Origin of the sequence: Kineococcus aurantiacus, from assembly GCF_013409345.1 — a bacterium.
Classification (GTDB): Bacteria; Actinomycetota; Actinomycetes; order Actinomycetales; family Kineococcaceae; genus Kineococcus; species Kineococcus aurantiacus.
On record NZ_JACCBB010000001.1, the window covers coordinates 64,184 to 79,775 of the forward strand.

General features: G+C 74.5%; 12 protein-coding genes and 1 pseudogene. 9 read left to right on the top strand and 4 right to left on the bottom strand.

Going from position 1 to position 15,592, the window contains the following annotated elements:
- The first annotated feature begins 64 nt into the window (after positions 1-64).
- The 4 genes and pseudogenes from BJ968_RS00335 to BJ968_RS00350 form a co-directional block, all read left to right on the top strand.
- Positions 65-418 (top strand): nuclear transport factor 2 family protein, encoded by a 354-nt coding sequence (locus BJ968_RS00335; protein WP_179748229.1) that lies wholly within the window; start codon positions 65-67, stop codon positions 416-418.
- Positions 415-1,302, top strand: a complete 888-nt coding sequence (locus tag BJ968_RS23895) for an NmrA family NAD(P)-binding protein (RefSeq protein WP_179748231.1) — start codon at positions 415-417, stop codon at positions 1,300-1,302. Before BJ968_RS00335 ends, BJ968_RS23895 begins: the two co-directional genes overlap by 4 nt.
- Positions 1,299-1,778, top strand: a complete 480-nt coding sequence (locus tag BJ968_RS00345; protein ID WP_179748233.1) for a nuclear transport factor 2 family protein — start codon at positions 1,299-1,301, stop codon at positions 1,776-1,778. Before BJ968_RS23895 ends, BJ968_RS00345 begins: the two co-directional genes overlap by 4 nt.
- Positions 1,779-1,806: 28 nt before the next feature.
- Positions 1,807-2,451: pseudogene (locus tag BJ968_RS00350) on the top strand (NADPH-dependent F420 reductase); the annotation flags it as partial.
- Positions 2,452-2,475: 24 nt separating this feature from the next.
- Here BJ968_RS00350 and BJ968_RS00355 read toward each other — a convergent pair.
- The 4 genes from BJ968_RS00355 to BJ968_RS00370 form a co-directional block, all read right to left on the bottom strand.
- Positions 2,476-5,262, bottom strand: a complete 2,787-nt coding sequence (locus BJ968_RS00355) for an AAA family ATPase (protein ID WP_179748235.1) — start codon at positions 5,260-5,262, stop codon at positions 2,476-2,478.
- Between the two features lie 144 nt (positions 5,263-5,406).
- Complete coding sequence (locus BJ968_RS00360; protein ID WP_179748236.1) at positions 5,407-5,910, bottom strand: MarR family transcriptional regulator; 504 nt, start codon at positions 5,908-5,910, stop codon at positions 5,407-5,409.
- Positions 5,911-5,930: 20 nt separating this feature from the next.
- Positions 5,931-7,121, bottom strand: coding sequence for an LLM class flavin-dependent oxidoreductase (locus tag BJ968_RS00365; RefSeq protein WP_179748238.1), 1,191 nt, complete (start codon positions 7,119-7,121; stop codon positions 5,931-5,933).
- A gap of 252 nt (positions 7,122-7,373) precedes the next feature.
- Entirely contained in the window at positions 7,374-8,387 is a 1,014-nt protein-coding gene (locus BJ968_RS00370; RefSeq protein ID WP_179748240.1) for a helix-turn-helix domain-containing protein, read from the bottom strand.
- 213 nt (positions 8,388-8,600) lie between these two features.
- Between BJ968_RS00370 and BJ968_RS00375 the strand changes: the two genes are divergently transcribed.
- The 5 genes from BJ968_RS00375 to BJ968_RS00395 all read left to right on the top strand — a co-directional run bounded on the left by BJ968_RS00375 (position 8,601) and on the right by BJ968_RS00395 (position 15,570).
- A complete protein-coding gene (locus tag BJ968_RS00375) occupies positions 8,601-11,516 on the top strand; it encodes an ATP-binding protein (protein WP_343077723.1) in 2,916 nt (971 codons plus the stop codon).
- A gap of 445 nt (positions 11,517-11,961) precedes the next feature.
- On the top strand, positions 11,962-12,849 hold the full coding sequence (locus tag BJ968_RS00380) for an alpha/beta fold hydrolase (protein ID WP_218884653.1): 888 nt from the start codon (positions 11,962-11,964) through the stop codon (positions 12,847-12,849).
- 5 nt (positions 12,850-12,854) lie between these two features.
- Positions 12,855-13,754 carry an alpha/beta hydrolase gene (locus BJ968_RS00385; RefSeq protein WP_179755908.1) on the top strand — a complete coding sequence of 300 codons (900 nt, stop codon included), beginning with the start codon at positions 12,855-12,857 and terminating at the stop codon, positions 13,752-13,754.
- 90 nt (positions 13,755-13,844) lie between these two features.
- Positions 13,845-14,669, top strand: coding sequence for an alpha/beta fold hydrolase (locus BJ968_RS00390; RefSeq protein ID WP_179748244.1), 825 nt, complete (start codon positions 13,845-13,847; stop codon positions 14,667-14,669).
- Between the two features lie 88 nt (positions 14,670-14,757).
- A complete protein-coding gene (locus tag BJ968_RS00395) occupies positions 14,758-15,570 on the top strand; it encodes an MBL fold metallo-hydrolase (protein WP_179748246.1) in 813 nt (270 codons plus the stop codon).
- The last annotated feature ends 22 nt before the right edge of the window (positions 15,571-15,592 follow it).

Sequence of the window (15,592 nt, forward strand, 5' to 3'; positions counted from 1 at the left end):
CCGGCACCGCGCAGGTGCGCGGGCAGTGCAGCGTGGTGGAGCGACGAGCAGTGGAGGAGCACCGGTGACGGTCGAGGAACTCATGCACGCCAACCTGCTGGAGGTCTTCGCCGAGCGGGACCCCGAACGGCGCCGGGCGGCCATCGAGCGGGTCTACGTGCCCGACGTCAGGTTCGCCGACCCCGACGAGACGGTGGTGGGCCACCAGGCGCTGGACGAGAAGGCCCAGCGGCTGCTGGACGAGTCGCCGGGTTTCGTCTTCAGCCCCGGCGGCCCCGTCCACGTGGTGCAGGACCTGGGGTACCTCGCCTGGCAGTTCGGCCCCGAGGGCGAAGAGCCCGTGGTGCGCGGCGCGGACATCGCCATCGTGGAGAAGGGCCTGATCACCGACGTCTACACCATGCTGCTGCCGGGGTGAGGGACCGGCGAGGTGAGGTCGCCGTCCTGGGCGCGACCGGGCAGCAGGGTTCGGCGGTGGTCCGGGCGCTGTCGGCGGCCGGTGCACCGGTACGCGCCCTGGTACGTCGCCCCGAGGCCGCCGCCGACCTGGTGGGGCTCCCGGGCGTGCGTGCGGTGCACGCCGACACCGACGACGCGGCGAGCCTGCGGGAGGCCTTCACCGGCGTGCGCGCGTTGTTCGTCATGACCGTCTTCGCCGCCCGCGGGCCGGCCGGGGAAGTGGCGCAGGGACGCGCCGTCGTCGACGCGGCCGCCGCCGCGCAGGTTCCGCAGCTCGTGTACAGCTCGGTCGGGGGCGCCGAACGCCGCTCCGGTGTCCCGCACTTCGAGAGCAAGTGGACGGTGGAGGAGCACTTGCGCGCCAGCGGCCTGCCGGCAGTGGTGGTCCGTCCGGTGTTCTTCATGGAGAACTTCCTGCAGTCGATGGCTCCCGTGCGTGAGGGCGACAACCTGGTGCTGCGAGCGCCGCTGCGCCCGCGCACGCCCCTGCAGCTGATCTCCGCCGAGGACGTCGGGGTCATCTCGGCCACGCTGCTCCAGCACCCGGGACTGGTACCGGCTGGAGCCGTCGAGGTCGCCGGCGACGACCTGGGTCCCGAGCAGGTCGCCGAGCGCCTGGGCCGTCGGCACGGGCTCGTCGGGCGTTTCGAGCCGACACCCGTCGAGGCGGTGGACGACGAGGACTTCCGGGCGATGTTCGGCTGGCTGGCACGCCCACCCGCCTACCAGGGGGATCTGCTGCTCACCCGGCAGCTGCACCCGGGGGTCCTGGACTTCGCCGCCTTCCTGGCCGCGGGGCACCGGTATCCCTCGACCCGAACCCGCACCGAGGAGCCGACGTGAGCACCCACCAGTTCGTCCCGAGCCACGACCCCGGCTCGGGTTCTGACCACGAGGCGATCCGGCGACTCGTCGACGCCTACGCCCACCACGCCGATCGGCGCGACCCGGACCGGCAGGCGGCGGTCTTCAGCCAGGACGCTCAGGTGCTGCTGTTCGAGGGGGATCCGGCGCAGGTCGCCCCGTTGCAGACCATCCGCGGACGCGAGGCGCTCGCCGCGACGTTCACCGGGCTGATCGCGCAGTACGAGGCCACCACCTACCTCAACGGCCAGAGCGACATCGACGTGACGGGCGACTCGGCGACCGCCGAGACGTACTGCATGGCCCACCACCTGCTCCGTGACGACGGGCAGCGCGTGCTGCTGACCATGGCGATCCGCTACCTGGACACCTTCGAGCGGACCGCCTCGGGCTGGCGCATCGCGGAACGCCGCATCGTCTTCGACTGGACGGACCGTCGTCCCTCGCAGCCTTGACCCGCACCGCCGGAACCACGAGAACGACCACGACCAGGAGCAGGACCGTGAACGGAGGGGACGTTCGATGAGCTGGGGGATCATCGGTGCCGGCGCGATCGGGCAGGCGCTGGCGGCACGCCTGACCGCCGCCGGCCAGGAGGTCGTCATCAGCAACAGCCGGGGGCCGAGCTCGCTGGCGACGCTGGCGGCGAGGCTGGGGCCGAAGCTGCACCCCGGCACCGTCGCCGAGGCGGCGGCCGAGGGCACGGTGGTGCTGGCCGTGCCGTGGCGCCGGGTACCGGCGGCGGTGGACGCCTCCGGGGTCGTCGACTGGCGAGGCCGCATCGTGGTCGACCCGACCAACCCGTTGGGCCCGCCGGACTTCCGCGTCGCCGATCTCGGGGGTCGCACCTCCAGCGAGGTGGTGCAGGACCTGGTTCCCGGTGCCCGGCTGGTCAAGGCGTTCAACACCCTCTCCCCCTCGGTGCTGGCCGCCGAGCCGCACACCGGCGCCGGGCGGCGTGTGGTGTTCCTGTCGGGGGACCACGTGACCGCCAACCGGGAGGTGGCGGCGCTGGTGGACGCGGCGGGCTGGGCGGCCGTCGACCTCGGTCCGCTCGCGGTCGGCGGCCGTCTGCAGCAGTTCCCCGGTGGCCCCCTCCCCACCCTCGACCTGCTCCTCCAGGGTTGACCGGGGCGAACCCCGGGCGCGCCGTCACCCCGAGGAGGAGAAACCGTCACCGCGCAGCGCTTCCCGCAACTGGTGGCGGTTGGCGATGCCGAGCTTGGGGAACACCTTGTACAGGTGGGACGACACCGTGCGGTGCGACAGGTAGACCCGGTCGGCGATCTCCTTGTTCGTCAAACCCTGCGCGGCGAGGCGGGCGATCTGCAGTTCCTGCGCGGTCAGCGACGGCGGCGCAGCGGCCGGAGCCGGACCGCCGGCCGGGGCCGCACCGGCCGCTCGTAGTTCGGCGGCGGCCCGCACGGCCAGGGAACCGGAACCGGCACCGACGGCCTGCAGCGTCGTCAGCGCGGCGCTCAGGTGTTCCCGGGCCTCCCGCACCCGCCGGGCACGGCGCAGCCACTCCCCGTAGAGCAGGTGGGTGCGGGCCCGTTCGACCGGGGCGGCGCTGTCCGCGGCCGCGGCCAGCGCCGCCCGGTAGTGCTCCTGCGCCTGGGCACCGGCGGACAGCAGGGCCCGGCTGCGGTGGACCAGCACCCGCAGGTGGGCCGAGTCCAGCACGTCGGCCGCGTGCTCGACGTCGGCGAGGGGCTGCTCGACGACGCCCGGCTGCCCGTTGCGCACCGCCGCCTCCGTCAGGTCCGCGATCGCCCACTGCGCGAAGACCGGGTGCCGGGAGGTTCCGCGCAGCTCGGCCAGCGCGTCACCGTAACGACGCTGGTGCAGGGCCAGCAGACCGGCCGACCAGGAGGTGCTGGCCACCACCAGGGAGACCTGCGTCCCGGGGTACAGCTCACGACTGCGCCGCAGCGCCGCTTCGGCCTCCGCGGGCCGGCCGGTCACCAGGTGGGTACGCACGAGCCCCGCCTCGGCGGACGCCGCGACGACCGGCAGTTCCAGGTCCAGCGCCAGGCGGCGTGCGCTCTCCCCCTCCACGAGCGCCTCGGCGGTCTGCCCGGCGATCAGCCGCAGGTTCGCCGACAACGACAACGACTGGCTCACGTCCCCGGCGGAACCGGAACGGGTGAACTCCTCGGCGGTGAACGCCCAGGCGGTGAGGGCCGTGCCGAGGTCCTGCAGGTGCTCGGCGGCGTGGGCCAGCCCCAGCATCAGCGGCAGGTCCTCGGCCAGGGACCGGACCAGCCGCGGCAGTTCCGGTCGCAGCACGGCCACCCGGGCGAGCGGGTCGAGCACCGCCAGTCCCAGTTGCTGGTAGTCGTCCCAGTCGCCGAGGTCGACGGCGGCCAGCGCGTCGCGGACCTCACGTCGCGCCGCGGCGTCGAGGGCCGGGTCCCCGCTGGTGCGGTTGATGGCGCCGTAGGCGGCGGCGGCCAGCACCCGCACCCGTTCCCGGGGCCGCTCGGTCCCCGAGGGCCCACCGAGGGCGCGGGCGAAGGCGAACTGCTCGGCCGTGTTGTCGGTGTCGGTCCCGGTGTAGGTGCCCAGCACCCCGCGCACCTGCGACAGCTCGAAACGGCGTTGCGGGGTCCGCGCCAGGGGTTCGGCCTCCTGCAGGAGCTGGCGGCTCTGCTGGACCGAGCCGGCCTGGCGGGCCAGTTCCGCGGCCAGCACCAGGCGCCGCACCCGCTCCTCGGCGTCCGGGGACAGCTCCGCGGCGCGGTGCAGGGCGGTGGCCGCCTCCGCGCGCGCGCCCCGCTCGGAGGCTCGGGTGGCGGCGGCCTCCAGTTCCGCGGCCACGGGTTCGTCGGGTCCGAAGGTGGCCGCCGCGCGGTGCCAGGCGGCTCGGGCGCTGTCGAGGAACGTCCCGGCCAGCGCCCGGTGCACCTCGGCCCGCTCGATCGCGGACGCCGCGCCGTAGACGGCCGAGCGCAGCAGCGGGTGGCGCAGCTGCAGCCGGTGGCCGGCCACCTCGACCAGTTCGGCCCGCTCCAGCGGCGTCAGGTCCTGCGGGACCAGACCCAGGGCCCGCCCGGCGCTGAGGAGCTGGGACAAGGACGCCTCCTCCCCCGCGGCGGCCAGCAGCAGGAGCGTCCGGCTGCCCGCCGGCAGGTCGGCGACCTCCCCGAGGAAGGCGGCCTCCAGGCGCCGGGTCGTGGGCAGCGGCGCCCCGGCCGGCGGTTGCTCGCCCGCGCCGCGGGCGCGCAGGGCGTTGGTGAACTCCCGCAGGGCCAGCGGGTTGCCGCCGGCCTCCTCCAGCACGCGCCGGCGTGCGGTGGCGGTCAGCTGGTCGCCGGAGGCCGTCAGGGCGTCCAGCAGCTGCTCGGAGTGCTCCGGCGACAGCGGCCGCACGGGGACGCGCGCGGTCGTGCTGTCCTGCAGCGCGGGGTCGAGCGCCTCGAGGTCGGACGTCCCGCCGCCGGTGCGCACCGTCGCCACCAGCAGCACCGGGACCTCCTGCAGGCGGCGGGCGAGGAAGCCGATGACCTCGGCGCTGGAGGCGTCCAGCCAGGCGAGGTCCTCCACGACCAGCAGCACGGGCTGCGCCGCGGCGGTCTCCTCCAGCAGCCCGAGCGCCGCCAGGCAGATGAGCAGCCGGTCCGGCACCGGGCCCTCCTGCAGACCGAAGGCGGTCAGCAGGGCCGCCTCCTGGCGCGGCGGCAGGGTCCCGGCCTGCGCCAGGACGGGGTGCAGCAGCTCGTGCAGGGCGGCGAACCCCGCCAGGGCCTGGCGCTGGAAGCCGGCGCAGCGCAGACGGCGGACCCCCGCCGCCGCGGTGGTCGCGGTGAACGCGTCCACCAGGGCCGACTTGCCGATGCCGGCCTCACCCTCGACGACCGCGACCCGTCCGGTGCCGGAGGTCACCACCAGCTGCAGCAGGTCCTGCAGTCGCGACAACTCCGCCTCGCGCCCGATCACGCCGGTCCCTCCCAGCACCCGCTCCGGCCTGCGGGCGTCGGCCGGTCCACCCGGCGAGGCCACGCGCCGGTCCGGGGCCCGGGTCAGCGTGCCACCGGACGGCGGGCACGGCAAAGGTTCCACCGTGCCCGCGCGGCGGCCGGTTCAGGTCAGGTGGTCGGTGAGCTGCCGGGTCAGGTGACGCAGCTGCCGCAACTGGTCGGGGCTGAGGGCTCCCGTCATGGCGGCGCTGACCGCCCGCGCGTGGCGACGTCCCACCGTGCGCAGGACCGCTCGTCCCCGCGCGGTCAGGAGGACGCGGGCGGCGCGCCGGTCGTGCCGGTCCGGCCGGCGTTCCAGCAGACCGCGCTCGACCAGCCGGGCGACCAGCCGGGAGATGCCGCCCTGGGTGAGCAGCACCTCCTGGTTGATCTCGACCATGGTCGCGCCCGCCTCGCCGGACCCGGGGACGCCGGGGTGTCCGTCCTCGTGGCGGGCGAGGGTGTGCAGCACGTCGTACTCGCTCGGGGAGACCTCGTCCCAGATGTCGTCGTCGCGGAAGCGGCGGGCCAGCACGGCCTGGGCGCGGAAGAGCGCCTCCCAGGCCTCGTTGGCCAACCGGACGTCCTGGCGGGCCGGCCGCGCCGCTCCCCCCGCCGGCTCGTCCACCGGTTCTACCTCGCCCGTCCTCACGCCAGGACCGGCAGGTCCGCGGGCCGGTCGGTGTCGCTGTCCTGGTAGGGCAGACGTCCGCTGAGGTTGTCACCGCGGTTGGGGTTGGGGCGGGCCTGACGGGTCGGGCCGTCGCCGTAGCGGGCCCGCACCAGACCGGCGTGGGTCGGCGCGTCGGCCGCGGCCGGGGAGCGCAGCGCGGCCATCTCCCGGCGCAGCACCGGCACCACCTCCCCGCCCAGCAGTTCCAACTGTTCCAGCACCGCCGGCAGCGGCAGCCCGGAGGAGTCCATCACCCACAGCTGGCGCTGGTAGTCCCCGAAGGTCTCCCGGAAGGCCATGGTCTGGTCGATCACCTGCTGCGGGCTGCCCACGCTGAGCGGGGTGTTCTCGGCGTACCACTCCAGCGGCCGGGAGTGGTCGTAGACCGGGGCCGCCTCGAAGTAGGGCCGGAACGCGGTGAAGGCGTCCTGGGAACGGGGGGCGATGAACGCCTGACCCCCCAGCCCGACGACCGCCTGCTCGGGGGTTCCGTGGCCGTAGTGGGCGAAACGCTGCCGGTAGTGGTTCACCAGCGGCAGGAAGTGGCCGTTCGGGGCCAGGATGTTGTTGGCGAAGAACCCGTTGCCGTAGAAGGCAGCCTGCTCGGCGATCTGCGGGCTGCGGATGGAACCGTGCCACACGAACGGCGGCACCCCGTCCAGCGGGCGCGGGGTGGAGGTGAAACCCCGCAGCGGGGAACGGGACTCCCCCTCCCAGTCCACGACGTCCTCGCGCCACAACCGGTGCAGCAGGTCGTAGTTCTCGATGGCCAGCGCCACGCCCTGGCGGATGTCCTGGCCGAACCACTCGTAGACCGGGACGGTGTTGCCCCGGCCCAGCGTGAGGTCCAGCCGTCCCCGGGCCAGGTGCTGGGCCATGGCGTACTCCTCGGCGATGCGCACCGGGTCGTTCGTCGTGGCCAGGGTGACCGCGGTGGACAGGGTGATGCGCCGGGTCAGGGCCGCCACGTGGGCCAGGAACGTGGTGGGCGCGGAGGAGAAGAACGGCGGGTTGTGGTGCTCCCCGATGCCGAAGACGTCCAGGCCGACCTCCTCGGCCTTGACGGCGATCTGGACCATCGCCTGGATCCGCTCGGCTTCGCTGGGGGTGCGACCGGTCGTGGGGTCGGCGGTGATGTCGCTGACCGAGAAGATGCCGAACTGCATCGTCCTCACCTCTTCCTCGCGGGCCGGTCCGCCTGATGCATGACCAGTCATGTGTCCGCACCGGTCGGAACCCCGTTCCCCGCCCCGCCATTCCCGCGCCGCCCGCGCGCCGGGTCGCGACGGGCGTGACCGGCACCGAACGGACCGGAGCCCCGTCGGCAGCGGTTCCCCGGTCGGCTCAGGACCGGGGCCGTGGGGACGACCGCGGTGATCGGCCCGGTGCCAGGCGCCTCGACACCCCCGGTCCCCGACTCAGGTGGTGACCCTGCCGCGGCGCGCCGACGAGGACCCGCTCCCCGCCCAGCCGTCGGCCGACGGTGCCGCGCAGCGTCGTTGCCACTCGCGCGGGGACATCCCGTAGTGGTCGCGGAACCGCCGGGCGAAGTGCCGGGCGTCCTTGAACCCCCATGCGGCCGCGACCCGGCCGACGGCCCCCCAGTCGCGGGCGTGGGTCGCCAGGTCGTGCCGGGCGCCTTCGAGACGCCCGCGGATGACCCACTCGGCCAGTGACTCCTCGTTGCGGGCGAAGGCCGCGTACACGGCGCGGACGGAGACGCCGAACCGTGCCGCCAGCCTGTCGGCGGTGAGGTCGGTGTCGCGCTGGTGCTGCTGGATGAAGGTGGTCATGCGCACGAAGAGGGACTCGTGGAGCGCCTCACGCACCGTCCGGTCGGACGTCTCGGAGACCGAGGCGATGAGGGCCCGCACCAGCTCCGTGGTGGACGTTCCCAGCATCCCCAGCGCCGGCCCGGCGGGCAGGGTGTCCACCGCGTCGGGCAGCTCCAGCAGGTGACGGCGCACCAGCGAGTACAGGGGACTCCTGGAGATCAGCGGGACGGCCCGGCGCACGGCGTCCACCGGCAGCCCGAGGTGGGAGCAGTCGATGGTGACGGCGTGGACGCACGAATCACCTTCGACGAGCAGGTCGTAGGGTGAGGTGAGGTCGATCAGCTGCAGTTCACCGATCCGGTCCCCCAGCAGGGTGTCCCGGTGGCGCAACAGCATCGAACCGCGGGTCGACACCCCGACGGAGATCCGCTCCGCCGTGTCCGAGGTCAGGTGCTGCCGCGTGCGGGTCAGCCGGTGCCCGCGCGAGGCGTGGTGGATGACGTGGGCCCCCGGACCCAGGTCCCACCGCGTGATGCGCGAGCAGGCGTCCGGGGGTGCCCAGACCCGGGCCTTGGAGACGGCGCCCTCGAGGGCGGCGCGCACCGCGTCCGCCCGTTCGTGCGCGGGCAGCGAACTCGTGTCCAGCAGGACAGGCACAGCACCTCCTCCTGGGACGGCTCGTGACCGCCGAGCGGGTGGCCGAAGGACCGGGAAAGCTGCTGGGGACGACGGTAGGACGCCGACGACGCGTGCACCAGGGGTGTGCGTGACCGGTGGGCCTGCTGACGACGCGACGACTCTGCACCCACAGACCCCGAGTGAGCACTCTGGGCCCCGATCCGTGCACCGCCGGAACCCTATCCTTCGCCTGTGGGGACGGGAGGAGCGGTACGCAGGACCTCGACCGAGCCGTCCGCCGCGGGCGCGGCTCCAGCGGGAGCACCCGGTGCGAGGGACGCGGCGACGCCGGCGGCAGCCCCGGCCCGGCCGCAGGAGTCGGCGCCGCTGCACGGTCGGCAGCCGGAACTGACCCTGCTCGAGGACGTGCTGGCCGGTGCGGGCGCGGGCCAGGGCAGCGCGCTGGTCGTGCGTGGCCCGGCGGGCATCGGCAAGTCCAGTCTGCTGCTGGCGGCCCTCCGACGGGCACGGCAGCGAGGTTTCAGCACGCTGTCCATCACCGGCGCCGAGGCCGAGGCCGCCTTGCCCTTCGCCGGCCTGCACCAGCTGGTGAGGCCGATGGCCGAGCAGGTGCCGCACCTGACCGACCGGTTGCAGCGCGCCGTGCGCGCCGCCTTCGGCGAGAACGACCACCCCGCCGACGTCTTCACGCTGGGCCTGGCCGTCCTGGAACTGCTGGAGGAACGCGCCGCCGCCTGCCCGCTGCTGGTGCTGGTCGAGGACGCGCACTGGCTGGACCCGGAGACGCTGGAGGTGATCGGCTTCGTCTGCCGCCGGCTGCGCGACCAGCCGGTCGTGGTCCTGGCGGCGGTGCGCGAGCAGTACCCCGGTGTCCTGACCGCCGGTGGGCTCGCGCAGCTGGACCTGCACCGCCTCGACGACCAGGCGTCGCGGCGGCTGCTGCGGGCCAGCGCTCCAGGACTGGGCGCCGAGGAACGTGAACGGGTGCTGGACGTGGCGGACGGGAACCCCCTGGCCCTGGTGGAGCTGCCCGGCTGCCTGGACTCGGCCTCGCCGGCGCACACGGAGGCCCTCGAGGGTCTGCTGCCGGTGAACGAGCGGCTGATCAACGCCTTCGCCGACCGGCTCGCCCAGCTGCCGCGCCCGACGCGGGCAGCGCTGACGGTCCTGGCCGTCGACACCACCTTGCCGCTCACCTCGTTGCTCACCGTGGCCGGCGAACTCCTCGGCGGAGCCTCGTCCCCACCTGCCCCGGACTCGCCCGCGTCGACGCGACCCCCGGTGGCAGCTCCGGCGCTGGCGGCGGCCGTCGACGCCGGGCTGCTGCTGACGGACGGGCACCGGCTGCGCTTCCGCCACCCGCTGGTGCGCGCAGCGGTGTACTCCGCCGCCAGCATGGTCGAGCGCGTGGTCGTGCACACCGCCGTGGCCGACGTGCTGGCCGACGACCCCGACCGGCGGGCCTGGCACCGGGCCGCAGCCACCCTGGCCACCGATGAGCAGGTGTCCAGCGAGCTGGAAGCGGCCGCGGGCCGCGCCCTCCAGCGCGGCGCGCTGGGCGTGGCGGTCAACGCGCTGGAGCGGGCGGCCTCGCTGAGCGAGGACGCGGTCCGGCGCACCTCGCTGCTGCTGCGGGCGGCCGAGATCGCCTCGCAGCTCAACGACCGCAGCCGCGCGGTGGAACTGGTCTCCCGCGCCGACTGGCACAGCATGGACCTGGCCGCGCGGGCACGTCTGGTCCTGGTGCAGGACATCACCGACCCCGGTGACCTGCACGACGCCGACCGCGTCGGCGACCTGGTCCGGCTGGCCGCGCAGCTGGTCGAGCAGGACCTGACCGACCTGGCGGTGGCGGTGTGCTGGCGCGCGGCGTCGCGGTGCTGGTGGGGGGCGGTCCCCGAGAGCAGCGGGCAGGACGTCGTCGACGTGTTCCACCGGCTGGGGCTGCACCCCGACGACCCCCGCACCCTGGCCATCGAGGCCTACGCCCAGTCCCAGCCGCGGGGAGCCAGCGTGCTGCAGCGCCTGGCGCACCTGGTGCCCGACCGCTCCGACGTGGACGCGATGCGTTTCCTGGGCGGGGCGGCCCTGGTCCTGGGGGACTTCGTCACCGCTTCCTCCTACATGGCCACCGCCGCGGCCGGCTACCGCGCTCAGGGCAGAGCGGCGCTGCTGGCCCGCACGATGTCCTCGGTGAGCTTCATCCGCCTGTGGCTGGGGAACTGGCCGGCGCTGCGCGCCGACGCCGAGGAGGCCACCGCACTGGCCGAGGAGTCCGCCGACGCCTTCTGGGCGCTGGCCGCTCGCGCCACCCAGGCCCTGCACGAGGCGATGCGCGGGCAGTCGGTGGGCGCGACGGCCCACGCCGAACGGGTGCTGGCCGACCCGGACGCCGCCGGGGTCCACTTCGTCGCCGAAGCCGCCCAGCACACCCGGGGCCTGGCCGCGGCCTTCGCCGGCCGGCACGAGGAGGCCTTCGAACTGCTGCTGCGCTGCTTCGACCCCACGTCGCCCAGCTTCCACCCCGACATGTCCGGGTGGGCGCTGCCGGACCTGGCCGACGCCGCCGCCCGCGCCCGGCGCACCCCCGAGGCCCGGCAGGTCCTGGCCCGCTACGAGGCGCGCAGCCAGGTGCTGCCCTCCCCGGCGCTGATCGCCTCGGTGGCCTACGCCCGCACCGTCGTGTGCCCCGAAGCAGAGCGCGAAGCCGCCTTCGCCGCCGCCTTCGCGCTGGACCTGTCGCAGTGGCCGGTGCACCGCGGCCGGCTGCTGCTGGCGTACGGCTCGTGGCTGCGCCGGCGCAAGCGCATCCTGGAGTGCCGGGGCCCCCTGCGCGAAGCCCGCGACACCTTCGAGGCCCTGGGCGCGGGGTGGGCCCAGCTGGCGCGGGAGGAACTGCGCGCCAGCGGCGAGGACAGCGCCGGGCCGCTGCCGCAGGCTCGTGAGCAGCTGACCGCCCAGGAACTGCAGGTCGCGCTGCTGGCCGCCGAGGGTTTGAGCAACCGCGAGATCGGCCAGCGGCTGTTCCTGTCGCACCGCACGGTCGGCTCGCACCTGTACCGCCTCTACCCCAAGCTCGGCATCAGCGGGCGCGCGCACCTGCGCGCGGCCATGGCGCACCTGCAGCGGTCGTCCGCCTCCACTTGACGCGGGTGCCGTGGAGCAGAGGCTCACGGCACCTCCTGCGCGGCGGGTCCTTCGCGGCGGGTCCTGCGGGGCGGGTCCTGCGGGGCGGGACCGGTCCGGCACCACCGCACCGCCTCCCCCGGTCACGGGCCACCCGGGCCACTGACGGAGCAGACCCGCGTCACCGTCCGACCGCGCCTCAGTCATCGGACCGTGCAGCACGGTCGTCGATGCAGTCGACCGTCGCATACCCGCCGTGCCCGGCCGGCGTCACGATGATCACGCTCTCGAGGGCAGAGGCGAGCCGACACCCGCACGATCGACTCCCAACCCCTCGCGCAGCACCACCACCCGCCTCGCTCGATCGACGGACCCGGTCGACGACCCGGTCGCGTGAACCCGGTCCTGCCGGTCGACCTCGCCGATCGGCGCGAGCGACCACCCCACCCCACGAGGAGCTGACGTCGTGAACCCCGAACCCTCCACCACCCCCGGCACCGACCCCGACTCCCGGCCCCAGACGTCCACCGCCCGCAAGGCTGCCCGGTTCGCCCGCCGGCCCGTGCTGGCCGCCGCCCTGGCCGCCCCGCTGGCCGCCCTCGGCGCCGGCACCAGCGCCGCCGCGGCGCCCACGACGGCGCCCGGGCGCGGTCGGCCCACCATCGTGCTCGTGCACGGCGCCTTCGCCGACGCCTCGGGCTGGAACGCGGTCATCGAGCGGCTGCAGCGGTGCGGCTACACCTGCATCGCCCCGGCCAACCCGTTGCGGGGCCTGGCCTCCGACGCCGACTACCTCCGCACCTTCCTGTCCACCCTCACCGGCCCGCTGGTGCTGGTGGGGCACTCCTACGGCGGTGCCGTCATCACCAACGCCGCCACCGGCAACCCCCACGTCAAGGCCCTGGTGTACGCCGCCGCCTACGGCCTGGCCCAGGGAGAGAGCGTCGCGGCGGCCAACGAGCTCGGCGGCGGGCACAGCGACGTCGTCGAGAACCTCGTCCTGCGCCCCTTCCCCGGTAGCGGGACGCAGAACGCCGACGCCTACGTCGACCCCACCCAGTTCCGGCGCATCTTCGCCGGCGACCTGCCCGAGAAGCAGGTCGCCGTCATGGCCGCCACCCAGCGCCCCGGCGTGCTGTCCTCCCTCATCGAGCCCTCGGGGGTCCCGGCGTGGAAGACCATCCCGTCCTCCTACGTCGTGGCCACCCGCGACGGCCTGATCCCGGTCCCGGCGCAGTTCGCGATGGCCGAGCGGATGAAGGCGGAGGTCACCAAGGTGCGCAGTTCGCACGTGGTGATGATGAGCCACCCCGACGAGGTCACCGCGGTCATCCGCAGCGCGGCCGGCCGGTGAGCACGATGCCCACCGACCCCGCACCCGACCCCGCAGCCGGGAACCGCACCGTCGTCTTCGTCCACGGCCTGTGGCTCAGCTCCGCCTCCTGGGCCGGCTGGCGCACCCGTTTCGAGGCCAGGGGGCACACCACCCTGGCCCCGGAGTGGCCGGGCATGGACGTGCCCCTGGCGCAGCTGCGCGAACGCAGCCTGAGCGGCGACCGCACCGACGACGTGGGTCTGACGCAGATCGTCGACGCCTACGCCCGCACCATCGCCGCGCTGCCGCAGGCTCCGATCCTCATCGGGCACTCCTTCGGCGGGCTCATCGTGCAGCTCCTGCTGGACCGCGGGCTCGGCTCGGCCGGCGGGGCGATCTCGCCGGCCTCCATCAAGGGCGTGAACCAGCTGCCGCTGAGCACCCTGCGCAGCGGCTGGGCGGTGCTGCGCAGTCCCGCCAACCGCCACCGCACCGTGGCGCTGACCAGGAGCCAGTGGCACTACGCCTTCGCCAACACCCTCACCCGCGCGGAGTCCGACGAGCTGTGGGAGCAGCACTGGGCCCCCACACCCGGCCTGCCGCTGTGGCAGGCCGCCACCGCAGCGCTCAGTCCCCGGGCCGCCAACGCCGTCGACCTGACCAACAGCGACCGGCCCCCGCTGCTGATCCACGCCAACGGCGCCGACCACACCGTGCCCGCCTCCCTCAGCCGCGCCATCTTCACGGCGCAGCGCAAGACCGGGGCGGTGACCGAGATCCACGAGTTCCCCGGCCGCCCGCACCTGAGCGCCGTCGTCGAGGGCTGGCAGGCCGTGGCCGACGACGCCCTGGACTGGGCGCTGCGGTTCCCCACCCGCTCCTCGTCCGGGGGCCAGCACCTCGACGTTCTCCACGAGGTCGTCGAGAACGTCGTCGACGACTAGACCGTCGGCACGGCCCACCGCAGGGCCGGCACCGGACCGACACCCGTCGGCCTCCGCCCATCCCCCGCTCACCACCGGAAGGAACCTCTGATGGGTTTCGTGACCACCCCCGACGGCAACGACATCTTCTTCAAGGACTGGGGCCGGGGCCGCCCCGTCGTCCTGGCCCACGGCTGGCCGCTGAACAGCGACAGCTGGGAGGCCCAGCAGCACCAGCTCGCCGACGCCGGTTACCGCGCCATCGCGCACGACCGGCGCGGGCACGGGCGTTCCACCCAGGTCTGGGACGGCAACGACATGGACCACTACGCCGACGACCTCGCCGCGCTCCTGGAAACCCTCGACCTGCGCGACGTCACCCTCGTCGGTTTCTCCACCGGCGGTGGGGAGATCAGCCGCTACATCGGCCGGCACGGCACCTCCCGCATCGCCCAGGCCGTCCTGGTCAGCGCCGTGCCGCCGCTGATGGTGCAGCGCGAGGACAACCCGGACGGGGTGCCCGTCGAGGTCTTCGACGGCCTGCGCGCCGGCTCGCTGGCCGACCGCTCCCAGCTGTACGAGGACCTGGCCGCCGGGCCGTTCTTCGGCGCCAACCGTCCCGGGGTCACCGTCTCCCAGGGCATCCAGGACGCCTTCTGGCGCCAGGGTCTGCAGGCGGGGCACAAGAACGCCTACGACAGCATCGCGGCGTTCTCCGAGACCGACTTCCGCGACGACCTGGCGGCCTTCGACGTGCCCACCCTGGTCGTCCACGGTGACGACGACCAGGTCGTGCCCTTCCCCGTCGGCGGCAGGGCTTCCGCCGCCCTGGTCGAGGACGCCGAGCTGATCGTCTACGAGGGCGCCCCGCACGGCATCACCGACACCCACAAGCAGCAGCTCGGCGACGACCTCCTGCGCTTCCTCAAGGGGTGACCTCCGGGAGCCGGGAACGAGGGACGGCGCTCAGTGCCGCCGCCTGCCCGACGGTCGACCACCACCAGCGGCCCGTGAGGAGCACTCCGTGAAGGACGTCCGCATCACGCACGTCGGAGGACCCACCGTGCTGCTGGAGGCGGCCGGCTGGCGCATCCTGACCGACCCCACCTTCGACGCCCCCGGACGGCGTTACTCCTTCGGCTGGGGCACCGGTTCGCGCAAGCTCACCGGGCCCGCTCTGGCCGCCGAGGACGTCGGCCCCGTCGACGTCGTCCTGCTCAGCCACCACCACCACGCCGACAACCTCGACGACACCGGGCGGGAACTGCTGCGGGACGCCGGCACCGTCATCACCACCGTCCCCGGCGCCCACCACCTGCGCGGCCGGTGCCGCGGGCTGCGGCCGTGGCAGCAGACCACCCTCACCGCCCCGCCCGGGTCGGCGCGGCAGGACCTGACCATCACCGCCACCCCGTGCCGGCACGGGCCGCGCTTCAGCCGTCCCGTCGCCGGCGCCGTCGTCGGCTTCGCCCTGTCCTGGCCCACGCAGGAGCACGGCGTGCTGTGGATGAGCGGGGACACCGTCCTGTACGACGCCGTCCGCGAGGTGCCGGCCCGGTTGAGCGTCGACACCGTCCTGCTGCACCTGGGCGCCGTCCGCTTCCCGGTGACCGGTCGGGCGCACTACAGCCTGACCGCCACCGAGGCGGTCGAACTGTGCTCCCTGCTGCGCCCGCGCACGATCGTCCCCGTGCACTACGAGGGGTGGGAGCACTTCCACGAAGGACGGGCCGAGGTCGAGCACGCCTTCGCGCGCGCACCCCTGGGGCTGGGGGAACGCCTGCACTGGCTCCCCCTCCCGCCGTCCCGGTCGGCCGTGGGCACGACGTCCGCCTGACCGCGCACGGGACACCGCGGGC